Below are 26,142 nucleotides of genomic sequence, written 5' to 3'. Positions count from 1 at the left end.
CGATTTGCCGTATCCGCACGCATTTTCCCCCTCGCTAAACCAAACAGGTTCGCGCAAGCCCGGGCTCTTAACTGTCTCCTTCAAATCGCCACAGCTCTCCCGCGCGGGGGCATGCGCCGTATCCGTAAATCAGGAGACATCCATGCAATCCGGTATCTATGTCGGCATTTCCTCGCAGATCGCTCTCGAGCGTCGCCTCACCACGATCTCCGACAATATTGCCAACATGAATACGGTCGGCTTTCGTTCGACTGAGGTGAAGTTCGATCAGATCCTCAGCCAGACCCAGAACGAGAACAACACCAAGATCGCATTCGTCTCCCAGGGCAATGACTACCTCTCCATGCGTAATGGCGAGCTTGAGCAGACCGGGAATTCCCTGGATTTCGCCGTCAAAGGCGACGCGTGGTTCGCCATTCAGACTCCTCAAGGTCAGGTTCTGACACGTGACGGACGGTTTTCCATGTCGCTTACGGGTGAACTCATTTCGACGAATGGCTACCCCGTTCTCGATGGCGGCGGCGCTCCGATCCAGCTCGATCCGAGAGCCCCGACACCGAAGGTCGGCCAGGACGGACGCATCATGCAGGGCGACCGCGCGGTCGGACAGATCGGCGTATTCTCGGTCGATATCGACAAGGGTTTCTACCGCGCTGACAACAGCGGCATCATCCCCACCGACACGCCGCAGGCGGTCGTCGATACCATGGGCGTCGGCGTCATGCAGGGCTTCCTCGAACAGTCCAACGTCAATGCCATCGGCGAGATGACCCAGCTGATCCAGGTGAACCGCGCGTTCGAAAGCATTTCCTCGCTGATGAGCACCAGTGAAGACAACTTCTCATCCGCCATGAGAACGCTGGGCGGTAGCCAGTAGGACGCACGCGGATGACGACGACGGCCCAATCCGATTTTCAGCCGGTTAGCGAACCGGTCACCCCACCAGTCGTAATGCCACGACTGGAACGTCTGTCGGACATGGCGGCGCATTATGCAAATCCTTCGAGCGTCCTGTCCTGGGGCGGTCGGGTGAGGATGATCGCGGCCGGATATTACACCGTCAGTGGCCTTTCCAGACATGTTCGCCTTGGCGAATTCGTTTCGCATCAGAGTGCTACTGGCGCGCATATGGGCGAAGTCGTGCGTGTCGAGCCCGATCTCATTTTTGTCTGCCCTATCGAGCCGGGCGAGCCGATCGGTGTAGGCGATCTCGTGCTGCGTACCGGCGAATTCCGGCTGGCTCCCAGCGAGAGCTGGTGCGGTCGAACGATCAATTCACTCTGCAGACCGATCGACGGCAAAGGCCCACTGCGGGAAGGCTCGGTGCAGCGTTCAATCAACACCCTGCCGCCGCCATCCATGACCCGCAGGCGGGTCGATACCTCGTTCCGCACCGGCGTGAAGGCGATCGATATCTTCGCCCCTATCTGTTACGGGCAGCGTCTGGGCATTTTCGCCGGTTCAGGCGTCGGCAAATCAACGCTTCTATCGATGCTGGCAAAGGCAGATGCCTTCGACCGGGTGGTCATAACGCTGGTCGGCGAACGTGGTCGCGAAGTGCGCGAGTTCATCGAAGACACTCTGGGCGACAACGTTGCCAAAGCGGTGATCGTCGTCACCACCAGCGACGAAAGCCCGATGCTGCGCAAGATGGCCCCGCTGGTGGGCATGACGATCGCGGAACATTTTCGTGATCAGGGACTGAACGTGCTGTTCATCGCCGACAGCGTGACGCGATTTGCGCATGCGATCCGCGAGGTCGCGATCGCGGCCGGCGAGCCGCCGGTCGCGCGAGGCTATCCGGCTTCAGTATTTACCGAGCTGCCGCGCCTTCTGGAACGTGCCGGCCCCGGCATCGAAGGCACGGGCACGATCACGGCAATCATCTCGATCCTCGTCGACGGCGACAATCACAACGACCCGATCGCCGACTCGACCCGCGGTATCCTTGACGGACATATCGTGCTTGACCGTGCACTTGCCGACGAAGGCCGCTATCCGCCGGTCAATCCGCTTTCCTCGATCTCGCGTCTCGCCCGCAAGGCATGGACCGGGGATCAGGAACGACTGGTCTCCAGATTGAAGGGGCTGATCAGCGTTTACGAGGAGACAAAGGATCTTCGCCTTATCGGCGGCTACAGGCCCGGCGCGGATCCCGATCTCGACATGGCCGTCAAGCAGGTGCCGATTATCTATGACGTGCTGAAGCAGTCACCTGGCGATGCGGCGGTCATCGACGCCTACACCGAACTCGCCAATGCCCTGAAGGCATCTCTCAGCAATACCAATCGCCCAATGCCGGCAGGAAAGAGATGAGCATGAAAACCAGGCTCTTTGGTAAAACCAGATCCGGCAGGCATCAAGCTTCAGGGCCGGAAACGACTTTAGACAAGCCGATCGACCGCTGGCTTGTCGCCTCGCTGGTCGGATTTTCGATGTTGTGCGCCGCCTTCCCCTGGTATGTCTTCTTCAACCAGGAGAAATTCGGGGTCAACGTAGCCGGCTGGGAAGGGCTTCGCGACGTTCGCCACGCGCGTCCAGCCGGTGAGGCCGGCATCGGCGCAATGCGTGATCCGCAGCAGGACGAAGTCGAGCGCGCACTTCTGCGCGAGATGGAAACAGATCGGCTGACCACCGCTGCAATACCGTCGACGCCATCCGGTAACGGATCGGATGCAGGCGGCTTCGAAGATCAGGCGTTTCCCGGCGGCACTGAATTCAAGCTGCTGCATGTCGCCAACGGCCGCGCACTGATCGAAAACGGCAACGGCATTTTTCTCGTCCAGATCGGCTCGAAGCTTCCGGATAGCTCGCGTCTGGCAGGCTTGCGGCAACGCAATGGCAAATGGGAAATCGTGACCTCGGCAGGCAAGGTCTATGGCGAATAGCTGCGCCGGATCTCCTCAGCGGCGTTCGAGGCCATTCGGTCGCATCGCCCCGCGAACTACAACAGTCTCACGCAAGGCAGCTGCCTTATCGGTTTAGTCTAGGACAAGCGTTGGATACGAGCTTACAATGAATCTTATTATCGGATTTGTCATCACGGTCGGCTGTATCATTGGCGGCTACATGGCTATGGGCGGGCATGTCGCGCTCCTCATGCAGCCGTTCGAACTGGTCGTTATCGGTGGTGCGGGCGTCGGCAGCTTCATCATGGCGAACCCGATGAAGGTGCTAAAGGATTCCGGCAAGGCGATCGGCGAGATCTTCAAGAATGCCGTTCCCAAGGAGCGGGCCTATCTCGAAGTGCTCGGCGTGCTTTATTCGTTGATGCGCGACCTGCGCACCAAATCACGTAACGAGATCGAAGCGCATATCGACAATCCCGCAGAATCGCCGATCTTCCAGTCAGCGCCATCGGTTCTGAAGGATACCGAACTTACCTCCTTCATCTGCGACTATGTCCGACTGATCATCATCGGCAACGCACGCTCCCACGAGATCGAAGCATTGATGGACGAAGAGATCGAGACGATCCTTCATGATCGCCTGAAGCCGTATCATTCGATCCAGCTGATGGGCGACGCCTTCCCAGCACTCGGCATCATCGCCGCGGTTCTCGGCGTCATCAAGGCGATGAGCCATATCAACGAATCTCCCGAGGTTCTCGGCGGCCTGATCGGCGCGGCTCTCGTCGGCACGATGCTCGGCATCTTCCTTTCCTACTGCCTGTGCAACCCGATCGTCTCGCAGATCAAGATCGTGCGCACCAAGCAGCACCGGCTTTACATCATCGTCAAGCAGACCCTGCTTGCCTACATGAACGGCTCGGTACCGCAGGTGGCGCTCGAATACGGCCGCAAGACGATCTCCTCCTCCGACCGTCCGTCGATCGACTCGGTCGAGCAGGAAATGATGAAGCCCGGCGGCGACACGAAGGCGGCTTAACGACAATGACCAGCAACAACCAAGCTTCGCAAGCACAGCCAGCCATGGAGCGGGCACTCCTGGCCCGCCTGACGGGTTCGCTCGGCGACCAGAAAACGCTGGAGCGTCTGGCCCAGGATTTCGGTACTCTCTACCAGAGCTTCCTTCCGGACGTGCTGCAGAGCGAGCTCGGACTTTCGGTCGAAGTTATCTTCGCTGGATACAGATCCGGCCTGATGAGCGAGCTGGTTGGCAGGCTGGGCGATAATGTCGTGCTGGCCGATGCAACCTTGCGCAACTGGTGCCCGAAATTCGTCATCGCCTGCGACAATGCCTTCGTCATCACGCTGATGGAAAACATGCTCGGCGCAACGCCGGATTCGATTTTCCAACCGCCGCGCCGGGCTCTGTCACAGATCGAGCTGGATCTTTCGACGATGGTCTTCGACAAGATAGCTCAGGTATTGCGTTCCGGTGTGAACGCACCGGGCGGCTTCGAAACGACGATCGAGAGGCCTCACAATGCCGATGCAAGGCCGATGCTGGAAGACGAAGAGGCCGATCCCTTCGCCATGTCCATCCGGGTCGAGCTGAAGCTAGGCAAGATCGCTTCCGAATTCTTCCTCGTCATCCCGCAGAAATATCTGCTCAAGACGACCATTACACTGCCGAAATCGAAGGGTGACTTCTCCCGTGAGCAGGATGCCTGGTCGGAAAGCATGTCCGAGCAAGTTCGCCGGTCACGGGTAACGCTGGAAGCCAAGATTTCCCTTGAGTCCCTGACACTCGAGACGATTTCCAAGCTTGTGGCAGGCGACGTGATTGCCTTCCGGGACAAGGAAGAGATCATCGTCGATGTCAGTGCCAATGGCCGCGAGATGTATAACTGCGAGTTCGGCAGAAGCGGCGAGAACTACACCGTCCGCGTCAAGGACAATGTGAGCAACGAAAACGACATTTTGAAACATCTGCTTGGCTAGGGCAGCGGACCTCCGGGGCTTGGTGGAAAAACACCGATAGTCGATAGATTTGGAACGGGAATGCTAATTTCATGGCGACAAAGAAGACAGCTTCGACGGAAGAAAATGAACTGAACCCATCGGATTCGGACTTCGATTTCGACAATGCGGTCAACGAACTCCGTGGCGTGATGAAACACGATGCCGACGGTACGGCGCCGGCAGCTGACGACAGTTTCGGCTTCGACTTTCCGGCCGGCGGCGAAACGAACTCCGAATTGCCTTCATTCGGCGATGTTGCCACCACGAGCGATTTTGGCGGTGACAACGACTTCGGGGCAAGCAGCGATTTCGGCGGGAGCAGCGATTTCGACTACTCCATGCCCGAAAGCAAGCCGACTGCTGGCTCGGGGCTTAACAGCAACCTCGATCTCATCATGGATATCCCCATCGATGTTCATGTTGTGCTCGGAACCAGTCGCATTTCGGTGTCGAATCTGATGAACCTTCAGGAAGGCGCCGTCGTGGCGCTCGACAAGAAGATCGGCGAACCGGTCGATATCACCGTCAACGGGCGTCGCATCGCCCGTGGTGAGATCACGGTTCTCGAAGACGACGACACCCGCTTCGGTGTGAAGCTCATTGAAGTCATGAGCTCCAAAACTTCCTGATCCAGGAAGTCGGAAGCAAAGAGGAAAAAGACCATGATGGACTTTGAAGACTTCGGCGGGGCATTGACAGACAAACCTCTTTCCCAGGCGGAAAAGGCAGCAGCAGTGCTGCTCGCCATGGGAAAGAATGTCGCCGGAAAGCTGCTCAAATTTTTCACCCAGGCAGAACTGCAGGCGATCATCGCCGCGGCGCAAACATTGCGCACCATTCCGCCGAATGAACTTGCACAGCTCGTCAACGAATTTGAGGACCTGTTCACCGAAGGTGCAGGCCTTATGGACAACGCCAAGGTCATCGAGAGCATTCTCGAGGCTGGCCTTACCCCGGAAGAAGTCGACAGCCTTCTCGGTCGACGTATGGCTTTCCAGTCTTACGAAGAGTCCATCTGGGACCGGTTGCAGGAAGCCGATCCCGATTTCATCGCAACTTTCCTTATGCGCGAACATCCTCAGACCGTGGCCTACATCCTTTCGATGCTGCCGTCCGGTTTCGGTGCAAAGGTGCTGCTGAAACTGCCCGACGGCCAGCGCGCGGACATCATGAACCGCACGGTGAACCTGAAGAACGTCAACCCGAAGGCGGCGCAGATCATCGAGAACAAGGTCGTCGACCTGATTACCGAGATCGAACGCGAGAAGAACTCCGTCGGCCCGATGAAGGTCGCGGAACTGATGAACGAACTGACCAAGCCCGACGTCGATACGCTGCTCAATTCTCTCGAGGAGATCAGCCAGGATGCCGTCGCAAAGGTTCGTCCGAAGATCTTCCTCTTCGAGGATATTCTCCTCATGCCGCAGCGCAGCCGCGTGCTGCTCTTGAACGACATTTCCGGCGAAGTGCTGACGATGGCGCTCAGAACCTCTTCCGCGCAACTGCGCGAAAGTGTCCTGTCGTCGATCAGCCCTCGTTCTCGCCGCATGATCGAATCCGATCTGCAGGTCGAGATGCCCGGCACCAATCCGCGCGAAATCGCGATTGCACGCCGCGCTATCGCACAGGAAGCGTTGCGTCTCGCCAATTCGGGCCAGATCATCCTCAAGGATCCCGAAGCCCAGGCAGAGGGAGCGGCGGCCTGAACGAGGCCGTGACACCAATCCCGCGCGCCCGGTTCGGCGCGCGGCACCATATCGGTCGCTGTTGATAACCGCGATACCGCCGGGGCTTAACGATTGCCCCTTTTCGATCCCATGAATAGTGTCTGATGACCACTTGCGTATCGGTGCGGAAACCTCGGGTTTCCTATCGATGCGTCGTTATAGGTTTCTGCAGCATCCCTTTTGCGGGGAACGACTGCAGGTTTCGGGGTCTGCTCCAGGGCCGTCAGGAAGGCGCTCGTGTCCGACGATCAGGACAAGGACAGTAAAACAGAAGACCCGACAGAGAAAAAGATCCGGGACGCGATGGCCGAGGGTAATACTCCCTCGTCACGCGAAGTCCCTATCTTCGCGTCCTCTCTCGCCTTCTATATCTACCTGGTCTTCTTCCTTCCGACGGGTGCAGCCAGGCTAGCGGAAACATTGCGCGATTTGCTTGAACAGCCGGATCAATGGCGAATGCAGACCGCCAACGATCTCGTCTCACTGTTTGTCCGCCTGATGTGGGATGCGAGCGCGATGCTGCTTCCGGTGGCGGTTCTGTTCATCATATTCGGACTGGGGTCCAATTTTGCCCAGCACATGCCTGAATTCGTACTGAAGCGTATCACGCCCCAGTTCAACCGGATATCGCCGGTAAAGGGATGGCAGCGCCTTTTCAGCATGGCGGGACTGGTCGAATTCGGCAAGTCGATGTTCAAGATCATCGTCGTCTCCGTCGTGATGGTTCTGGTTCTGCGCAGCGATTATTTCCGCTCGCTCGATGCCCTCTTCTCCGATCCCCAGGTGATGCTCGTCGAGATGATGGCGATCATGAAGAAAATCATGATCGTAATCCTGTTTGCGACCGGCATTCTTGCCATCGCCGACTACATGTGGACGCGCCATCACTGGTATTCGAACATGCGAATGACCAAGCAGGAAGTGAAGGACGAATTCAAGCAGTCACAGGGCGATCCGCTGATCAAGGCTCGCATCCGCTCCATCGGCCGCGATCGCGCACGGCGGCGGATGATGACCAATGTTCCTCGCGCCACGCTCGTGATCACCAATCCTACTCACTATGCGGTGGCACTCCGTTATGCCCAGGGAGAGAACGAAGCTCCGATCGTGGTCGCGAAAGGTCAGGATCTGGTCGCGTTGAAGATCCGCGAAGTGGCGCAGCAGAACAATATCCCAATCTTCGAGGATCCACCGCTGGCGCGTTCGATGTTCGCGCAGGTCACCGTCGATGGCGTTATCCCGCCGCCCTTCTACAAGGCCGTTGCCGAACTTATCCATCGTGTCTATGCGGCAAGAGCAAAACGCGGCCGGCGATAGCGGCATAAGAAATCAGGTGATGTAGCCGAGCCTGATCGCCTTTGCGATCGCCTGGATACGGTTGACGGAATCAAGCTTGATCGTCGCCGAACCGAGATAGGCATTTACGGTGTGGACCGAAAGGCCGAGCTTTTCGGCAATCTCTTCGCTGATGCGACCATCGCCCGCCAATTGCAGGCAGGCAATTTCCCGCTCACTGAGCGATTCCGCCGGCACGTTGCGCCGCTCGTCCAATGCCAGCAGATCCATCATGATCTGGCAGCTTTCCACATGCTGATCTATCACGGATCCCGCATCAAGCGTGAGATGCTCGGCGAAGAACGCAACGTAACCGTTCCCGAGAGCACCCAAGCGCACGGGGAAAACAACGCCCGAAAATGGCAACACTGCGGTCTCAAGTCTCCGGATAAGCGGTGTGAACTCGCCGGCATCCATGGTGCTGCCGGAACCATTTCCACTCCATACCAGAGGGAGAAGCGACATCTCGACATGATCGAGCAGTGTCTCTTCGAACTCTCCGAGAAGCCGGTTGCTGTTTTCAACCGCGTTCGGTCCCCAGTTCTCCAGTTCGCATACCAGCTTTCGCTTATTCGGAAGCCCGGCTCCCGAGATACGGAAAACAGCAAAATTACGAGCCTTGAGGCTTTTCTGCATGGCGACGAGTTTCGGAAAGATATCCGATCTGCTTGATCCACGCTGCAAGCGGAGATGTTGAACGCTCCCCGGTCCGTCAGCGGTGCCGCCTCGCGAATAGCCCATTCCGTTGCCGCCCTATACCAGATTGTTGCGAACCGCGTAGGCGATCGCCTCGGAGCGGGTCTTGGTAGCAGTCTTGCGCATCACGCTAGTGATGTAGTTGTTGATGGTATTTCTCGAAATTCCGAGGATGACCGCAATCTCGTCGCTGGTCTTGCCTTCGGCGATCCAGAAAAGGCATTCCAGCTCTCGTTCGGTCAGCTCGAAATCGCGCTCGGTGCGGGACTCCACGCTTTCGACAAAGCTTGCGCCATAGGCGGCAAGAAGCCCAATTTCGCGTAGATGTTCCTGCGAAAGAATGACGCCCTCGACAAACAGAAGCATCAAGGAAAAACGTGTGCGGCCGACCGAAAAGGTCAGGGCGCAATACTGGCGGCTCAATTTTTCAGGCAGGACAATTTCGTCCGGCAAAAGCGCAAAACTCGGTGTCAGAACGGCGAAACATTTTTCAAGCTCCGTCGACCGCGTGTAGGCACTGGCCAATTCAGAGCCGAGACGACGAACGAGATCGAAGGGCCAGTTCGAGGTGACGATGAAATCGAGGCCCTGTTCCTGAATGAGATCGTAACGAGCAAGCAGAAAATGGGACGCCCCGACGTGATCGGCGAGCAATCGCATGATCACCTGCAGATTTTCCGAACCGGCCAAGGCGGAAAGGCGGCGCACCAACTCATTACGAGACATTAGTGGAGTGCGATCATTCTCCGGAATAGGGCGTCCTTGCGCCGATACATCCATGCCCGATAACTCCATTCGTTATCTGCTCCTGCTGCGTCGATTAAGACCTCGCCTGAAGAAGCCTATCCGAGTTCCTGTTACCGACACCCGCTGCACCCCTTGCTGAGGGGTTATGAAACCGCCGACGAATCACGGTCAGTTTAAGAGAAGCCCACAGAATTGCCATCATGTGCTGGGCGAATTTCCCCAGATGCTGCCGGAGTGTCACATCTTAAGTTAAAGTGACGCAGACGAATTGGTTCCAATTTCCGCAAAAAAGGGCCGGATTTGCATCCGACCCTTTGCATCATGTTTCCGTGATCTACCCTTAGGCTGCTTTTTCGAAGGCCCACTTGCGGAGGATTTTCGCTGCACGCTCTTCGGAAATCTCGACCATGCGGGCAAGACGTTTTTCCGGGCCTTCCTTGACGCGGCGGTTGAAGCCATCGCCTTCGTCGTCGCCCATGAGGTCGTTGCTGCCATCGAAACCGAAGTCTGCGCCGAAACCGTCCATAAGAGCGGGGCTGCCGCCGGCCGGAGAGAAATCGGGCAGTTCCAGGCCGGCACCTTCGCCGATCGTTTCTCCCGATGCGCTCGTACCGGAAACCGTGCGAACCAGAGGGCGCAGACCAAGCCAGATAACCAGGAACGCGACACCGAGGAAAGCCAGCGAGTTGATGATGCCGCCGAGGTTGCGAGTAAGAACTTCCGTGACGCTCGGGCCGGTAGCGGTTTCTTCAAGCAACTGGCTTTCGAGGAAGTCCATGGCCGTGAGGGTAATCACGTCGCCACGATCCGGACTGATGCCGGCGGCAGAGGTCACGATCTTCTGCATCTCGGCGAGGTAGGCGTCAATCTTGGCCTGATCAGCGGGTTCTCCGACCATCTGAGCGATACGGCCCCTGTTGACCACAACGGCAACCGACACTTTTTCAATCAGATAGCTGTTGCGCGTCGTGGCAATGGTCTTCTGGTTGATTTCGTAGTTGGTCTGCTCTTCACGCTTGTCGGACTTGTCGGAAGACTTCGGCCCGTTATTGCCACCCTGGTCAGGTGCCGCCTGAGGAACATTCTGCTCGACTGTCGATGCGTTGTCGTCAGCCGACTGCTGCGACTGCGCGTTTTCACGCGTCGCGCGGACCGAACGCTCTACACGTGAATTCGGATCGTAAACGGTCTCCTGGGTCTGCTGGCTATCCGTGTTCAGGGCGGCCGTGACGCTGGAGCGGAAATTGTCCATGCCGAGGAACGGCGCGAGAGCCTTGTCGATATTGGTCTCGATTTCGGACTGGACAGACTGGACGATGCCAAGCGAGCGGTTGATCTGATTGTTGCCACCGTCGTCGCCCGAAGCAAGCAACTGGCCGGTGGAATCGAGAATCGTTACGTCCTCGACGTCGAGCCCGGGAACGGCCGAAGCGACAAGGTGACGAATTGAAGATGCGGCCTTGCGGCCGGTCGACGATCCCGCACGGATCATCACCGAGGCCGTCGGCTTCTGTTGTGCACGCCGGAAGTTTCCGACATCGGGCATGACGATGTGGACGCGGGCGGCGGAGACGCCGCTGATCTGCTGAATCGATCGGGAAATTTCGCCTTCAAGCGCGCGGACGCGCGTAACTTCCTGCATGAAGGACGTCAGGCCGAGCGAGCCGACATTGTCGAAGAGTTCATAACCTGCGTTGGAACTGTTTGGCAGCCCGCGTTCCGCCAACAGCAGACGCGCCTTGCTGGTGCTGCCGACCGGAACCTGGATGCTTTTGCCGTCGGAACCGACTTCAAAAGCCAGGTTGGCTTCTGCAAGTGCCATGCTGACCTGATTGAGATCGCTGGACTCAAGGTTCACGTAGAGTGTCTCGTAGGCAGGCTTATTAACAAACATCGCGGCGGCAATGACGATCGCGATTGAAATCGCACCTGCAGCGGCCAAAGCAATAAGTTTTGTCTGACCGAGAGATGCCAGATTTCTAGAAATTTGTGAAAATTGAGCTAACAGATTCATTCTGTTCCCACATCGCCGAACACGGTTATAGAGCTACTGCCCAGGCGCACCCTATGAGGCGAAGCTTGTGCGAGCGTTTCGGCAATTTGGAATGTGGGGGTGCAGACGCGAAAGTTTGCGAGCAGCGCGTCAGCCTACAAGATCAGAAGAAGTCGAAGTCGCCTGCTGCCTTGGTCAGCGGCTGCGAGTGACCATGCCGCATGCCGTTCGCCAGAGATCTCTGCATGTCTGCCAGCTTGACGAGGCTGAGCGCCGTGGAAACATCCACCTTCCACTCATTGGGAATGGATCCCGTGATGGTATCGATGAATTCAGCCAGACCGCGCGTCTTCTGCACGGCAAGATCGATGCCCTGCAAGATCTTCATCGTGTCGGGCGACTGCAATACATTCTCTCCGCCCACTTCGAGAATTTGCGGCTCCACCCGTTCGATCAGATATGCAACATCGTGCAATTCGGAAACCAGCCGCATCAGAACATCCGGCAAAGCCTCCTCGAGGGCAGAGATCTGCGGCGTAACAATGTCGTTCATGGCCATTCCAGAATAAGAATTGAGGTGACGATCAGAAGAATTCGATAGCGTTGTCGACTGGCTTGGGTGGCGTACGGACAGGGCGCTGTTCAAGCGCAACTGTTCTTTGCGTTTCCGCGCCCGTCAGCGGGTATTGTCTGGCACGTCCGTGGACGGGCCAATATTCAAGCTTTCTTCCGTGCTCTCCGCCGGTCGACGAGCCGACAACCTGAATGCCTTCGTCCCTCAGGAACTGCATGGCAAAGGCTGCGTTCTGTTCGCCGACATTCGAGAAGCTTGCGATCGTTTTTGCGCCGCCGAAGACCTTTGCCTCCAGCCGGTCGCGCCGGGCGCCCTTCTTCAGGAGACCGTTGATCAACAGCTCCATCAGATGCACGCCATAGCGCGTCGCATCACCTCCCGATGCCATGGCCCCGCCCGAGCCAGGCAACAGGAAGTGGTTCATGCCGCCGACACCGGCGACTGGATCACGAAGACACGCGGCCACGCACGATCCAAGTATCGTCGACAGGACGACGTCAGGGTCGTCAATGACCTTGTACTCTCCCTGGATGATATGGACGCGCCTGGACGCGATAGCATCATTCATTTTAGGGCTCCGAACACCGCTTCGATAGCGGCCTTCATCTTTTCGATGGTGAACGGCTTGGCGAGAACGTTGTTGGCGCCGAGCTGGGCTGCCTTCTGAACCAGAGCGCGATCGCCCTGAGCCGTCAGGATGATGAAGGCTGCCTTTTTGGTTGCCGGGTTCGAGCGAACGGCCTGCAGGAAACCAATGCCGTCCATGTTCGGCATGTTGAAGTCGGAAATGACCAGGTGATGCGGCTGTTCGGACATGATCTTCATGCCCTGTACGCCATCGCCGGCGGAGGTGATCTGCTTGAAGCCGAGCTGTGTCAGAGCATCGCTGAGCAGCAGGCGGCTGGTAACCTGATCGTCGACGATCAGAACTTTGATTTTTTCAGCGAGAGACATTTATTCGGTACCTTCTTTTCGGGCGGCAGTTAATTTCAAAACTTCTTCTCCAATGGAGCCCAGGGGCAACTGCTGCTCGACGGCACCCAGTTCATAGGCAACCCTCGGCATCCCATAGACCACACAGGTCTTCTCGTTCTGTCCGATAGTGCGTGCGCCGGCGCCGCGCATCTTCAGAAGTCCGGAAGCCCCGTCGCGCCCCATGCCGGTCAGAATGACGCCAACCGCGTTGCGGCCGGCCAATTCCGCAACTGAATCGAAGAGTACATCGACCGACGGCCTATGGCCGTTGACGGGTTCCTTTTCGATCAGCCGGCAGCATGGCGCTGACGGATTTGCCACCTGCATGTGTCGTTCACCACCGGGCGCGAGATAGATCTTGCCGATCTCCAGACGTGCGCCATCGGTCGCTTCTTCCACTACAGGAGCGCAGATACGATTAAGACGTTCTGCAAAACTTTTCGTAAACGTCGGAGGCATATGTTGAGTGATTACTGTCGGCGGGCAGTTCTGCGGGAACTTTTGCAGCACCGTAATCAACGCTTCCACACCACCGGTAGAAGATCCGATCGCGACAACTTTGCGTCCCACACGGTATTCATGAACCGACATTGGCGGTGCAACCGGAGCCGGCGCGGATGTTGCCGTAAACCTGCGGCCCGAGCGGGCAGCCGCCTTGACCTTTTCGGCAAGATCCATGAACGGACGGCGTTCGCCCGGAGCGGGCTTGCCGACGCAATCGAAGGCGCCGATCTCAAGGGCTGCCAGCGTCGCGTTGGCGCCGTGATGCGTCATCGTCGAGACCATGATGACCGGCATCGGCCGCAGGCGCATGATCTTTTCGAGGAACTCGAGGCCGTTCATGTTCGGCATTTCGATATCGAGCGTGACGACGTCCGGGTTCAGCTGCTTGATTGCGGCACGCGCCTCCATGGCATCGCCGGCCTGACCGATGACGCTAACTTCCGGATCAGAATTCAGCACAGCGGTGATCAGGCCCCGCATAGTGGGGCTGTCGTCCACGACGAGGACGCGTGCGGGCGCGCTCATGCCTTCCTCCCTGCATGCTTTCCGATATAGCGATAGGTGGTGATCCCGATATTGTCGAAGAGATGCTTCGCATCACCCGACACGCGCTCGGAATGGCCGATATAGAGGTGACCGGCATCTGGAAGCAGCGATGCGAAACGGGACCAAATCTTCATCTGCGTCGGTTCATCGAAATAGATGACCACGTTGCGGCAGAAGATAACGTCAAAACCGCCCTTGAATGGCCACTGAGCCATCAGGTTCAGTTCGTTGAAGGTGATCAGCTTCTTGACGCGATCGTCAATCTGGCACTTGCGGCGGCCGTTGATATCGACGTCGCGGAACCATTGCTTGCGCATGGCCGGCGAAATGCTCTCAAGAGCGTTCTCGTCATAGGCACCGGCTCGCGCGGTTTCGAGGATCTTGGGATCGATATCGGTCGCCAGAATACGGAAATCGTAATCGGCGGCGTTCGGGAACATCGCGAGTACGGTAAGCGCGATCGAATAGGGTTCCTGCCCATCCGAGCAGGCCGCCGACCAGATGCGCACACGTCCGCCGCTCTTGGCACGGTTGATAAGGCCCGGCAGGACTTCGTCACGCAGATGTTCGAAATGATGGTTCTCACGGAAGAAGCGAGTGAAATTCGTGGTCAGATGCGACAGCATCTCGCGACGAACAGCTGCGCCTTCCGGCGATGAGACGAGCTCGCAATATTCGCGAAAACCTCTCAAGCCCAGATTGCGGATATGCTTGGAGAGACGCGAATAGACAAGGGAAGCCTTGGAATCGTTGAGATAGATTCCGGCATCGGCATAGATCATTGCAGCGATTTCGGAGAGATCACGGCGCTTCAGCGGATATTCTCCACTCGCCAATACCTCATCCGGCGACTGCCGGCTATCAAGCGCGCCCAACGGCATCATGCAGCTTCACTTTCCTTGTCGTGAGCTTTCTCGGGGAAAAGGGCTTCCAGCTCGATCAAGCAGATCATTCGCTTGTCGATGGCCAGGATGCCCCTTGCGTATTGCTTCTCCAGGTCCGAGGAGACTTCCGGAACCGGCTGTATATTATCGTCGGTAATCGTAAGGATATCGGAAACGGCCTCGACCAGCAGGCCGACGACCTTGCTCTTCACCTGAGCGACGATGATCACGTGGCGCTGGGTCGGTTCCGTTTCCTTCATGCCGAGCCGGGCCGACATGTCGATGATCGGCAAAACCGCACCGCGCAGGTTGATCACGCCCCTGACATAGGCGGGCGCATGCGGCATCGGCGTGGCCTGGGTCCATCCGCGGATTTCGCGGACGGACATGATGTTCACGCAAAATTCCTGATCGCCGATACGGAAGGCAATAAGCTCCCGGGCACCCTGCGACAGAGACTTTACGGCATAAGATACGCTCATGACCCAGGTTATCCTGCTGCTGCGAGCGACATTTCAGGCTTCAGCGACTGACCGCGAGAAGCACCGACGACCGCATCGACGTCGAGGATGAGCGCCACGCGTCCATCGCCGAGGATGGTTGCGGCGGCGATACCCGGAACGTGGGTGTAGTTCGCCTCGAGCGACTTGATGACGACCTGGCGCTGGCCCTGGATCGCATCGACCATCAGGGCGCGCTGGCCACCGCCTTCGGATTCGACCAGAAGCGCGACGCCATCGACCGGATTGGCCTGGTTGGTGCGGAAGTTGAGGATGCGACCGACATCGACCAGCGGGCAGAACGAGTTGCGGATCGAGATGAGCCGCTGGTTCGCGCCAAAGGAGTGAATGGCGGAGGCTTCCGGCTGGAGCGTTTCGACGATCGCCGTCAGCGGCACGACCAGGGTCTGGCCGGCGACGGTAACGACCATGCCGTCGAGGACGGCGAGCGTCAGCGGCAGGCTCATGGTGAAGGTCGAACCGAGGCCCGGGCGCGAGGAGATCGAGATACGACCACCAAGTGCCTGGATCGAACGCTTGACGACGTCCATGCCGACGCCGCGGCCGGAGATGTCGGAGATCTTGTCGGCGGTGGAGAAGCCCGGCGCGAAGATCAGGTTGTCGATTTCTTCATCCGAAAGGTTCGCATCGGGGCTGATGAGGTCGTTGTCGATCGCCTTCTGCTTGACGCGCTCGCGGTTGATACCGCCGCCATCGTCCTGCAGTTCGATGAGGATGCGGCCCGAACGATGCTTTGCGGAAAGCTTGATCGTGCCTTCCGGATCCTTGCCGGCGGCTTCTCGCTTTTCCGGGCTTTCGATGCCGTGGTCGACGGCATTGCGGATCATGTGGGTGAGCGGCTCGGCGATCTTGTCGATGACCGTCTTGTCGACTTCGGTGTTCTCACCTTCGGTGACGAGGCGGATCTGCTTGCCGACCATGTCGGCCACTTCGCGGACGATACGCGACATGCGCTGGAAGACCGGCTTGACCGGCTGCGCGCGGATCGCCATGACCGAGTCCTGGATTTCGCGGGTGAGCTGCTGCAGCTCTTCCAGACCCATGTTGATCGAGGACACGCCGTTATTGTCGTTCTCGATAACGCTCTGCGAGAGCATCGCCTGGTTGATGACGAGCTCGCCAACGAGGTTGATCAGGCGGTCGACGCGATCGAGATCGACGCGGATCGTCTGGCCGGCCGAAGATGCGGCGGCTGCAGCGTTGTTCTGGGTGGCAGCAGCAGCCGCGGCGGCTGCGGCGGCAGCGCTTTCCTTCTTTTCGACGGCAGCATTGACGGCCTTGACGACGTTCGCAGAAGCTTCTTCCGTCGCAGCGGTCTCGGTCTGCGGGGTGGGCTCGGCCGGCTCGTCGTCCAGTGCAGAGAGATCGAAAGGCACCGGGATCATCGGTAGCTGCTCGCCTTCGGACACTTCGGCCGGCTTGACCTCCAGCTCGCAATCCCATTCGGCGAATTCGAAGACCGCACGAACTTCTTCCTCGGACTTCGGCGTGGTGATGGAGATCTTCCAGCCGAAATAGGATGCTTCCGGATCCATGTTTTCCAGCGCGGGAAGCTGATCCATGTCGCAGGCAATGCCCATCTCGCCGAAGCGGGAAAGATCGCGCAGCAGAAGCGCCGCTTCGTTGCCCTTGGAATAGAGTTCACGCGTCGGCTTGAAGGTGACTTCGTAGGTGAACTGTTCGACCACTTTCTCTTCTTCGCCGAAACCGTCGAAGGTGAAGGGGATCGGCTGGAAACCGCTGTCGTCAGTCGGCTTTGCAGGAGCAGCAGCAACGGGCTTTGCAGCCTTCGGTGCCTCGGCGGCCGGCAGAGCTTCGCCGTTGGCCAGCGCCTCTAGTTCCTTCACCAGTCCACGCGTACGGCTTTCCTCGACGCTGCCGCCATCACGCGAGCAGGTAACGAGGTCGGCGAGCACGTCGGCCGACTTGAGCATGACCTTCAGGACATCCTGGTTCGGCTCCAGCTTGTTGGAGCGCACGCAGTCCAGCGTGGTCTCGAAGACGTGGGCAAAGGCCACGAGCTCTTCCAGACCGAATGCACCGGCACCACCCTTGATGGAATGAACGGCGCGGAAAACGGCGTTGACCGTCTCGGGATCGCGATCCCCATCGTTCAGCTTGAGAAGACCGGATTCCAGTTCAGCGAGCTGCTCTTCGCATTCCTGAAAAAAGATCTCTTTGATTTCGTTCATATCCATCGGAAGAATTCCCGGTTCAGGCGGTTACACGCTCGATCGCATCAATGAGTTTTGCCGGATCGAAGGGCTTGACGATCCAGCCGGTCGCGCCGGCCTGGCGCGCACGGTTCTTCTTTTCGGCATCGCTTTCCGTGGTCAAAACCAGGATCGGGATGGCGCGGTATTTCTCGTTGCGGCGCACGCCTTCGATGAAACCGAAGCCATCGAGGCGCGGCATGTTGATGTCGGTAACGATGACATCCGGCTCGCAGCCTTCGAGAACCTCAAGGCCCTCGACGCCGTCCTCTGCCTGGATCGTTTCGAAACCGGCATTGTTGAGGGTGACCAGAAGCATGTTCCGGATCGTCCGTGAATCATCCACGGTCAGTACTTTTTTCTTCATTGCTAGATCTCCTTAGCAATTAACTGGGTTTCGCTGATTCCAATCAGCGCCATCGTCTTTTCAAAGGCATCCGATGCCTTCTCGACGAGGAATGACTTCTTGTCGGCCTGCCATGCTGTGGCACCGGCAACCAGAACCTGGGCGCATTGCACGCCGACACGCTCCACCGCAGAGGCATCGATCACGATATCCTTGCCCCGCATGGACATGAGCTTGCCGTGCAGCACCGATGCTTCATTGAGGTCGAGAACGGCCGAGAGAGCCAGTTTTCCGGATGCGGCCTTCTTTGCTGCCATCAGCGTATTCCTTGCCGTTTGTAAAAGGGTTGTGCCTCGGCCTCAGCCAATGCGTGATGTCGGTCGGATAATGCGCCAACCGGCTGAACTGCCGGGCGCCTGCCATCGTGGGTATTCTGGACGTCGCGCTCGAAACCCTGTTGGCGGGCAATGCGGAATTCGCGCACCGTGCGGCCCAGTTCGAGAATGACGGTATGCAGCTCATCGGCGCTTTCACCGGTATTGCGTGCGAAGCTCGCATTTGCACCGATCTCGTGGCTGAGCGAGCCGATCTCCGAGGTGACGCGGTTCAGCCCGTCAGCCTGTTCGACCGTGCGGCGGGCGACGCCGGTGATCGCATCGTTGATCTCGCCGACCTGCTGGACGATGCCGCCGATCGCCGCCTGGGTGCGGTGAACCATGTCGACACCGGCCCCGACCTGGCTCTTGGTGCCGGTAACAAGCGTCTTGATCTCGCGGGCCGCATCGGCGGAACGCTGGGCAAGCGCCCTCACCTCTTGTGCGACGACGGCAAAACCACGGCCGCTATCGCCAGCGCGCGCCGCTTCGATGCCGGCATTGAGCGCGAGAAGATTGGTCTGGAAGGCGATCTCGTCGATGACACCGATGATTTCGCCAATCTTTTCGGCCGAATTCTCGATATCGGTCATGGCGCTGATCGCGCGGCCAACGATCTCACCGCTTTCTTCGACGGAGCGGCGTGTCGCAACGGCGGCGCTTTCGGCAGCCGACGTTCCGGCAACGCTTTCCTTGACGAGTGCCGAAAGCTGATGAAGGTCGTTATGCACTGATTGTGCCCGGCGCGCCTGCTCTTGCGAAGCGGCAGCGAAAGTCGAGGCGTTGCGTGCCATGGCATCCGTCAGACCGATCGCCTGCATTCCGGCATTGTCGATCACGCCGACCGAGTTGCGCATGCCGCCGATCGCGCTTGACAGAAGTTCGGCCAGTTCACGATAGGCTTCCGGCACGTCATTCGGCAGGGCGGCCGTCAGATCACGCTCGGCGAGCGCGCCAATGACGGCGGCAAAGGTGTCGACCGCTTCGGCCTGATCGGCGGAGCGCTGGTCGGCAAGGGCGCGCTGGTGCTTCTGCCTCTGTTCATTGAAACGGAGCGAGACGGCGATTTCGACATCGACCATGACCAGGCGCAGGATGGCGGCGATGAGATCGCGCAGTTCCTGTTCGCGCCGGCGGGCACCGGGAAGGAATGAGCGCGGCGCAAAATCCTCGACAGCGCCGAGTACGAGATGTTCGAGCATCACCGAATGGCCGGCGATATGCCAGCGCGGGTCGAGACCCATGCGGCTTTCAGTATCCGACAGAACCTTGACGCGATCTGCATAAAGCGCATCGAAGCGAGCGTCGGTCAGCACCGCCCAGTGGGACGCCTGAAGATCGTTGAGACGGTCGACCTGCTGTTCGGTTTCGAAATGGCTGGAGGCTTCGGGAGAGGACTGCAAGCGTTGAAAGAGATCGCGCAGACCGTTCTTCAGATGGCCTTCGAGCTGTGGGCGACACCGGCGGAGCAGATCGCACAGATCGCCGTCGAGACCGGCGAATGCCAGTCTCTCGCCAAGGCTGCCTGCCTGGCGACGTCGAACCTGTTCGCTTGGCGTGTCCTGCACCAAAAGTCGTCCCCAAAAACCACACAAACCGAGAATTCGGCGTGAGAGAAGCCATGCGGGTCAGGGACTGGAGATGGACAATGAATGCCTTGGCACACAGGACATGATCCCGTGCCGTGCGAACGCGGTCACCGCAGTTTTCCTGACTTTTCTTGAGCGGATACCGGATTCAAACCGGTACGGCCTTGGCGGCTTCATGCCTTGGTGAGCAGACCGCAGTCGTCCCATTTGCCGTATAGTCCAATTTGTATGGTTAATTCCTTGCCCGAAGGTTAATGGACAGTAGATATCGGCCGTTTTGCTACAAAACGGCCATTGAAACCACGGTATCGGAACACCGTCCGGCAAAGACTGCAAGCAGGGGTTTCATCGACTCAATTGCTCTTGGTTGTAAGATCGGCAATCGCTCTCAGGCCATCCTTGTTGCCGAGATCGGCCAAGGCCTGGAAGATACGCAGCGCTTCCGCCTGCCTGCCTATGTTGAGCAGGGCGTATCCGCGCAGGCTCATCAGATCGGTCTGTTCGGGCACGATCTGCGCCCGCTGATCGAGCGCGATCAGCGTCTCCCGGTAGCGGGCCGACTTGAACGAATTGACGGCCCGGTCGGCAAGGATGGATGCCTGCAGTTCGACGGCGCGGGTATTGTTCTGCGGTGCGATCGTTGCGGCGGCAGCCGCCTTGTCAGTCAGCCCGACACGCAGATAAGCGAGGCTCTTGCCGTAAGCGGCATCGGAACGGGCGGCCTGAGAGGAAGCCATGGTCGCGACATCGAATGCCTGCGCTGCTTCGAGCGGCCGGTTGAGATCCATCAGGCACCAGCCGCGGGCGAGAGCCTGATCCGGCGAAAGTTGGCGAGGGTCGACGGTAGAGGCGCACCCCCTGTTGACTGGAGCACTGCGGGCAGGTGTGGCGCGTGACACACGCGGTGCGGGCCTTTCGACGGGCACAGGCCGGTAAGCCTGAGTGACCGGTTCAGGCTGAGCGGCATAAGGCTGCTGGTTTGAGGGCTGCTGGTAGTAAGCCTGCTGGCGCGGCGGCGGCTGTAGTTGCTGCTGCACCGGATATTGCTGCATCTGCTGCGCAGGATAGGGTTGCGTCTGCTGTTGCTGCGGCGGCGTGAGCTGCGAGAGATAATCCTGCCCCTGCAAACGACGACGATCGTCCTCGCCGAGATTGGCGATGCGGTCGGACCTGCCGGCCCAGGTGCGCTGGATCGCCGCGACACCGGCCCTGTCGCCGAGATCGTTACGGCTCAGGACCAGACCATAGGCGGAAGGCTCGTCATCCGGCTTCCATGTGAGCGCTGCGGCAAACCATTGAGCAGCCGTTGTCGGCTGGCGCATGTAACGCGCATACCATCCGAACTGCTGGGCCGCGGCTGCATCCTTCGCTTCGATGACGACAGGCGCCATGCGCGAAAGCACTTCCTCCTGCAAGATCGGCGGAGGATCGATGGCGAGAAGGTTGGCGACGGCGGCCATATAGGCGGCCTTGGAGCCGGGCGACGTGTCACGCCATTTGTAGAGCACGTTTTCGGCTTCGAGCGGAGAATTCTGGCGTGTCAGGGTGAGAGCCAGGCCCTCAGCTGCAGAGGCGGTCTCTTCCTTGGCGAAGGCCTTGCGGAACCAACGCTCGGCGCCGCCGAGATTGTCTCGGCGATAATAATACCAGCCGAGCAGAAGCGCATCGGACGCCAGTTCATCCTTTTCGGCCAGCCGTTCCAGCCGCGTCAGATATTTGTCGGCGACGACGAGCTTGGGATCGGTATTGCCGTCGCCCACCAGACGGCGGGCCAGATCATCACGTAGGCTTTCGAATTCGGGTTGCCCGTCCGCGCCGGTCCGTTCCTTCGACAGCAGTTCCTCGATCATGTCCGGCGCCAGCAATTCGCTCGCCTTCTGGACGGTGGCCATCCGCTCCGACGGATTGTCGCAATTGCTGAGTACGTAGAGATAGGCATCGCGCGCGCGCGGCTTGCGGTCGGTATCGGCAAAAGCTTCGGCAAGGCGCCAGAGCACATCGACTTCGCTGCAGGTCAGAAGCGTCGGGTTTTCCGCTGCGATGCGAATGACCTCGTCATAGGTCTTGGCATCGGATGCCGCCGTCAGCCGGGTGCGAGCCTCGGCAAGCTTCAACCTATCCAGAAGATCGGCAGGCGGCTGCCAGCTCGGCTCGGCGGCCTGGCGATCGGAGATTGCCTTGCGCACATCGGCATAGCGCGCCTGTGCGTAGAGCTGCCACATGTTGTCCAACTGCGGATCTGTCGTCGGTCGTGCGGCCAGCGGATCGGCCGGAGGTGTCCAGTTGGGATAGAGCGCTCGAAGACGGGAGATTTCGGCCTGTAGACGGGCTGTATCGCCTCGGGCGGCAAAATAGCGGAGCGCGCTTTCATCGACCTGCGGAGCCGAGGCTGACGGCTGAGTGCCCGACCTCGACTGCGCTTGTGCTGGCGGCTGCGTCTGAGACTGATTCGGGAACTGCTGCGAAATCTGCGCACTCGGCTCCGAAGCCGGGGCAGTCTGCTGTGATTGTGCAATTACCAGCGGCGGGCGTCCGGCGCGCTGATCGGCTGGCGCCACGGTCGGAGATTGCGACTGCAATCGGTTCGTGCGGTTCACGTCTGTGCCTGCATAAAACGAATCAGCCGCAGTCAACGAACCGGTGATCTCGTTGAAATCGACGTCAGACGCCTGTTTGTAAGCGATCAATGCCGCTGCGGCCATGCCGAAAGCAGCTAAAGAGATCAGCGAAAACCGCATTTGCACCCCGGTCCCTGTCCATCCAAATCATTTCGGCCCGTGCACACAAGCCCACATCTGACAGCAATTGGTTAAAGAATGAGGGCATATAGTTAACGAACAATTTAGATTTCGTAAGTAAATAAGAAATCATGAATACACAAAAGTGACTCGAACCGGCAGGCATTCCACAAATGGCTGCCCGGTGACCCTCGCAGAAAGCGGGCAATGAGTAATGCGTGTCTGCCCCAGGACTGGATTTTGATGACGGACGGACACTTTATGACTTTGCAGCCGGGATGGAGCGGTCGCCGTGCTGCTATCACGGCCTCCATAGGATTTGCCGCGCTCAGCCTCACCGGATGCGCCGGAAAGCCGATCCAATCCGAAGCCTTCATAAAGAGCGTTCCGCCGGAGCAGGCCATGGTCATGCCACCGCCAGGGGGACCCGCGGTCGTAAACATCATCGAACGACGTTTCAACAATGCCATCAGCCAGGACATCCATCTGGCGACCAACGCATCCACACCCGGACAGAACATGCTGAAGGTCCAGCTCTTTGGCACAGAGAGCGCCTACAGCCAGGCCGACAATAGTCTGGGCATGTCGTCGATCACCGAAGGACGCATCTCATCTGAAATGCGCCAGTCCCTGCCGCGTGTGGCGATGGCGAAATCACAGTTCTACGTTCAGAACGCCTATGGTCCATTCGGATATGCTTTCGGGCGCGGCAGAGGCTCCGATCTGTGCCTTTATGCCTGGCAACAAATCCGCACCCGCGACCAGGGCACGCCATTCGCCAACTACGGCGTGATCCAGATCCGCCTGCGAACCTGCGAGGCGAATGCCACCGAAGCAAAGCTCCTTTCGGTCATGTACAACTTTACGATCAACGCATCGGTCGATGCACTCGGCTGGAACCCTTACGGTGCAAATCGCGAGTTCAACTCCGCCGTCGGCACCACCGGCGCTCCGATCTATCCGCGCCCGGCGTCATCCGAGCCGATGGTCCAGACGCTGCCGCCGCGGCAGACGACGTCCTATGCGCCGCGAGTTCAGGTCCGTCGTGTCCAGCCGGCCGCTCAGCCTGTGGCGGCGCCGGTCGCACCGCCGCAGCTTGAGCCACGTGGTCCCCGCGTACCTTCGCCTTTCGGCAACGGCTATTCTTCTGCCACGGGACGATCTTCCGATGGTTATGCCGCGACGACGACGCCAAACGGCGCGACGGTACCGGCAACCCAAAAGGTGGCAGTTCCGTCTCCATCCTGCTCCATGGCAACCGACGGAGCAGACGTTGTCTGCCGCTGATCCTGTTGTCCGTCTTCGGCTCTCATCGAGGTAGTCCGCCATGAGGACACTATATTCAGCCGTTATCTGGGCCGTCGCCACGGTGATGATCATCCTTCTGGTGACCTTGCCGATCAATACGCGCACGCAGCTGATCGCAAGCATCCTGATCGTCACGGTCATGGCGATCATCAAGCTTCTGGATGTCGGCGGAAAATGGCGACTGGTGGCGCTTGCCTTCGGTACAGGGATGGTGCTGCGTTATGTCTACTGGCGCACGACAAGCACGCTGCCGCCGGTCAACCAGCTGGAAAACTTCATTCCCGGCATGCTTGTCTATCTGGCAGAAATGTACAGCGTGCTGATGCTGTCGCTCAGCCTGTTCGTCGTTGCCATGCCGCTGCCGCCGGCGCGGCCAAGCAGCAGATCGAGCAGCGACGAAAACCTGCCGACCGTCGATGTCTTCGTGCCAAGCTACAACGAGGACGAACAGCTTCTGGCCAATACTCTGGCCGCTGCCCGCAACATGGATTATCCGCCGGAAAAGCTGACCGTCTGGCTGCTCGACGATGGCGGCACTGTGCAGAAGCGCAAGGCGAGCAATGTTGCCGACGCCCGTGCGGCTGAAGCCCGCCACGAAAAGCTGAAGCAGCTCTGTGTAGAGATGGGGGTGAACTACCTCACCCGCGAGCGCAACGAGCATGCCAAGGCCGGCAATCTCAATAACGGGCTTGCCCATTCGACCGGCGATCTTATCGCGGTCTTCGACGCCGACCATGCGCCGACGCGCGACTTCCTTCTGGAAACGGTGCATTATTTCGAGAGCGATCCGAAACTCTTCCTCGTCCAGACGCCGCACTTCTTCCTCAACCCGGACCCGGTCGAACGCAACCTCCAAACATTTGAAAAGATGCCGAGCGAGAACGAGATGTTCTACGGCATCATCCAGCGCGGCCTCGACAAATGGAATGCGGCCTTCTTCTGCGGCTCGGCTGCGGTCTTGAACCGCAAGGCGCTGGAAGTATCGAATGGCTTCTCGGGCGTCAGCATCACCGAGGATTGCGAAACGGCGCTCGACCTGCACGGCCTCGGCTGGAACAGCATCTATGTCGACCGCCCGCTGATCGCCGGGCTGCAGCCGGCGACATTTGCCAGCTTCATCGGCCAGCGCTCGCGCTGGGCGCAGGGCATGATGCAGATCCTGCGCTTCCGTTTTCCGCCGCTCAAACGCGGCCTCTCGCTGGCGCAGCGTCTCTGCTACATGTCGTCGACGCTGTTCTGGCTGTTTCCCTTCCCGCGGACGATCTTCCTGTTCGCGCCGCTGTTCTACATCTTCTTCGATCTGGAAATCTTCACCTCGTCCGGCGGCGAATTCCTCGTCTATTCGCTGACCTATATGGCGGTGAACATGATGATGCAGAACTATCTCTACGGATCGTTCCGCTGGCCATGGATTTCCGAGCTCTACGAATATGTGCAGACGGTGCATCTGCTGCCGGCCGTCATCTCGGTCATGCTCAACCCGCGCAAGCCGACCTTCAAGGTCACGGCGAAGGATGAATCCGTTTCGGTGAGCCGCCTTTCGGAAGTCAGCCGGCCGTTCTTCGTGATCTTCTTCATCCTGATCGTCGCTTTCGCTATGAGCGTCTACAAGCTCTATAACGAGCCGTTCAAGGCGGACGTGACACTCGTCGTCGCCGGCTGGAACATGCTCAACATCATCATTGCCGGCTGCGCGCTCGGCGTCGTTTCCGAACGCGGCGAACGCCAGGCGTCACGTCGCGTCAAGATCAGCCGGCGGTGCGAATTCGGCATCGACGGAAAGTGGTATACGGCGACGATCAACAATGTCTCGGTGCATGGGGCCCAGCTCGAGGTCTATACGGAAGGCGCGACAGGCATTGCCAAAGATACGATTGGGCATATCCGCTTCCAGCCATTCAGCGACCTTCCGGTCAGCGAATTGCCTGTCGAAATCCGTAACTTCGACCGCACCGGCGACGTCACCTCTGTGGGCTGCCGTTACGTGCCGCAAAAGGCTCTCGATCACCGGCTGATCGCCGACCTGATGTTCGCCAATTCCGCCCAATGGACCCAGTTCCAGACCGCTCGCCGGAACAATCCGGGCCTTTTGCGGGGTACGTTGTGGTTCCTGTGGCTTTCCGTCTACCAGACGAGCCGCGGCCTAGGTTACCTGATGCGTGACCTCGGAAAGTCCCGCAGCGCAGAGAAAGGCTAGGAGATCG

Annotated in this window: 24 protein-coding genes; 10 read left to right on the top strand and 14 right to left on the bottom strand. The window is 58.9% G+C overall.

The genetic code is table 11. The annotated features are described in order from the left end of the window. Window positions 1-142 precede the first annotated feature (142 nt). The 8 genes from flgF to flhB all read left to right on the top strand — a co-directional run bounded on the left by flgF (window position 143) and on the right by flhB (window position 7,912). The gene (gene flgF, locus JZX87_RS03685; protein WP_148144396.1) at window positions 143-877 is read left to right on the top strand and encodes a flagellar basal-body rod protein FlgF; all 735 of its coding nucleotides are present in this window, start codon (window positions 143-145) and stop codon (window positions 875-877) included. Between the two features lie 101 nt (window positions 878-978). After that, complete coding sequence (gene fliI / locus JZX87_RS03680) at window positions 979-2,316, top strand: flagellar protein export ATPase FliI (RefSeq protein ID WP_502711298.1); 1,338 nt, start codon at window positions 979-981, stop codon at window positions 2,314-2,316. A gap of 2 nt (window positions 2,317-2,318) precedes the next feature. After that, complete coding sequence (locus JZX87_RS03675) at window positions 2,319-2,888, top strand: hypothetical protein (RefSeq protein WP_206824005.1); 570 nt, start codon at window positions 2,319-2,321, stop codon at window positions 2,886-2,888. A 127-nt stretch (window positions 2,889-3,015) separates the two neighbouring features. After that, a complete protein-coding gene (gene motA, locus JZX87_RS03670) occupies window positions 3,016-3,888 on the top strand; it encodes a flagellar motor stator protein MotA (protein ID WP_148144399.1) in 873 nt (290 codons plus the stop codon). Window positions 3,889-3,893: 5 nt separating this feature from the next. Further along, on the top strand, window positions 3,894-4,847 hold the full coding sequence (locus tag JZX87_RS03665) for a FliM/FliN family flagellar motor switch protein (RefSeq protein ID WP_148144400.1): 954 nt from the start codon (window positions 3,894-3,896) through the stop codon (window positions 4,845-4,847). Between the two features lie 71 nt (window positions 4,848-4,918). Continuing rightward, the gene (gene fliN / locus JZX87_RS03660) at window positions 4,919-5,497 is read left to right on the top strand and encodes a flagellar motor switch protein FliN (RefSeq protein WP_148144401.1); all 579 of its coding nucleotides are present in this window, start codon (window positions 4,919-4,921) and stop codon (window positions 5,495-5,497) included. A gap of 33 nt (window positions 5,498-5,530) precedes the next feature. After that, entirely contained in the window at window positions 5,531-6,574 is a 1,044-nt protein-coding gene (fliG, locus tag JZX87_RS03655) for a flagellar motor switch protein FliG (RefSeq protein ID WP_148144402.1), read from the top strand. Window positions 6,575-6,832: 258 nt separating this feature from the next. Then, entirely contained in the window at window positions 6,833-7,912 is a 1,080-nt protein-coding gene (gene flhB, locus JZX87_RS03650) for a flagellar biosynthesis protein FlhB (protein ID WP_183823321.1), read from the top strand. Window positions 7,913-7,924: 12 nt separating this feature from the next. Here flhB and visR read toward each other — a convergent pair whose 3' ends face one another. The 14 genes from visR to JZX87_RS03580 all read right to left on the bottom strand — a co-directional run bounded on the left by visR (window position 7,925) and on the right by JZX87_RS03580 (window position 22,630). Then, window positions 7,925-8,671 carry a transcriptional regulator VisR gene (gene visR / locus JZX87_RS03645; protein WP_206824003.1) on the bottom strand — a complete coding sequence of 249 codons (747 nt, stop codon included), beginning with the start codon at window positions 8,669-8,671 and terminating at the stop codon, window positions 7,925-7,927. Between the two features lie 12 nt (window positions 8,672-8,683). Continuing rightward, complete coding sequence (visN, locus tag JZX87_RS03640; protein ID WP_286194140.1) at window positions 8,684-9,406, bottom strand: transcriptional regulator VisN; 723 nt, start codon at window positions 9,404-9,406, stop codon at window positions 8,684-8,686. Window positions 9,407-9,713: 307 nt separating this feature from the next. Further along, on the bottom strand, window positions 9,714-11,387 hold the full coding sequence (fliF, locus tag JZX87_RS03635) for a flagellar basal-body MS-ring/collar protein FliF (protein ID WP_183823323.1): 1,674 nt from the start codon (window positions 11,385-11,387) through the stop codon (window positions 9,714-9,716). A 142-nt stretch (window positions 11,388-11,529) separates the two neighbouring features. Further along, the gene (gene cheT, locus JZX87_RS03630) at window positions 11,530-11,919 is read right to left on the bottom strand and encodes a chemotaxis protein CheT (protein ID WP_148144407.1); all 390 of its coding nucleotides are present in this window, start codon (window positions 11,917-11,919) and stop codon (window positions 11,530-11,532) included. A 31-nt stretch (window positions 11,920-11,950) separates the two neighbouring features. Then, the gene (cheD, locus tag JZX87_RS03625) at window positions 11,951-12,508 is read right to left on the bottom strand and encodes a chemoreceptor glutamine deamidase CheD (RefSeq protein WP_148144408.1); all 558 of its coding nucleotides are present in this window, start codon (window positions 12,506-12,508) and stop codon (window positions 11,951-11,953) included. Then, complete coding sequence (locus JZX87_RS03620; RefSeq protein WP_112508324.1) at window positions 12,505-12,894, bottom strand: response regulator; 390 nt, start codon at window positions 12,892-12,894, stop codon at window positions 12,505-12,507. Before JZX87_RS03620 ends, cheD begins: the two co-directional genes overlap by 4 nt. Continuing rightward, window positions 12,895-13,944 carry a protein-glutamate O-methylesterase CheB gene (gene cheB / locus JZX87_RS03615; protein ID WP_183823325.1) on the bottom strand — a complete coding sequence of 350 codons (1,050 nt, stop codon included), beginning with the start codon at window positions 13,942-13,944 and terminating at the stop codon, window positions 12,895-12,897. Beyond that, entirely contained in the window at window positions 13,941-14,849 is a 909-nt protein-coding gene (gene cheR, locus JZX87_RS03610; RefSeq protein ID WP_148144410.1) for a protein-glutamate O-methyltransferase CheR, read from the bottom strand. The genes cheB and cheR overlap by 4 nt, the downstream gene beginning before the upstream one ends. Beyond that, a complete protein-coding gene (locus tag JZX87_RS03605; protein WP_148144411.1) occupies window positions 14,846-15,331 on the bottom strand; it encodes a chemotaxis protein CheW in 486 nt (161 codons plus the stop codon). The genes cheR and JZX87_RS03605 overlap by 4 nt, the downstream gene beginning before the upstream one ends. Window positions 15,332-15,339: 8 nt before the next feature. Beyond that, window positions 15,340-17,568, bottom strand: a complete 2,229-nt coding sequence (locus JZX87_RS03600; RefSeq protein ID WP_206824000.1) for a chemotaxis protein CheA — start codon at window positions 17,566-17,568, stop codon at window positions 15,340-15,342. Window positions 17,569-17,584: 16 nt separating this feature from the next. After that, window positions 17,585-17,950: a chemotaxis response regulator CheY1 gene (cheY1, locus tag JZX87_RS03595; RefSeq protein WP_119938787.1), complete on the bottom strand. Its 366-nt coding sequence runs from the start codon at window positions 17,948-17,950 to the stop codon at window positions 17,585-17,587. Window positions 17,951-17,952: 2 nt separating this feature from the next. Next, window positions 17,953-18,246 (bottom strand): STAS domain-containing protein, encoded by a 294-nt coding sequence (locus JZX87_RS03590; protein ID WP_148144413.1) that lies wholly within the window; start codon window positions 18,244-18,246, stop codon window positions 17,953-17,955. Further along, window positions 18,246-19,874 (bottom strand): globin-coupled sensor protein, encoded by a 1,629-nt coding sequence (locus JZX87_RS03585; RefSeq protein WP_206823998.1) that lies wholly within the window; start codon window positions 19,872-19,874, stop codon window positions 18,246-18,248. Before JZX87_RS03585 ends, JZX87_RS03590 begins: the two co-directional genes overlap by 1 nt. Before the next feature lie 371 nt (window positions 19,875-20,245). Then, window positions 20,246-22,630 (bottom strand): cellulose synthase, encoded by a 2,385-nt coding sequence (locus JZX87_RS03580; RefSeq protein ID WP_206823996.1) that lies wholly within the window; start codon window positions 22,628-22,630, stop codon window positions 20,246-20,248. 261 nt (window positions 22,631-22,891) lie between these two features. Between JZX87_RS03580 and bcsN the strand changes: the two genes are divergently transcribed. Both bcsN and bcsA read left to right on the top strand, forming a co-directional pair. Further along, on the top strand, window positions 22,892-23,917 hold the full coding sequence (gene bcsN, locus JZX87_RS03575) for a cellulose biosynthesis protein BcsN (RefSeq protein ID WP_206823994.1): 1,026 nt from the start codon (window positions 22,892-22,894) through the stop codon (window positions 23,915-23,917). A gap of 40 nt (window positions 23,918-23,957) precedes the next feature. Then, a complete protein-coding gene (gene bcsA / locus JZX87_RS03570) occupies window positions 23,958-26,135 on the top strand; it encodes a UDP-forming cellulose synthase catalytic subunit (RefSeq protein ID WP_206823992.1) in 2,178 nt (725 codons plus the stop codon). Window positions 26,136-26,142: the final 7 nt, after the last annotated feature.

It is taken from the genome of Agrobacterium sp. Ap1 (genome assembly GCF_017313375.1).
GTDB classification, from domain to species: Bacteria; Pseudomonadota; Alphaproteobacteria; order Rhizobiales; family Rhizobiaceae; genus Neorhizobium; species Neorhizobium cellulosilyticum.
Note: the sequence above shows the minus strand (reverse complement) of the source record. Positions and strands in the feature narration are given on the sequence as shown.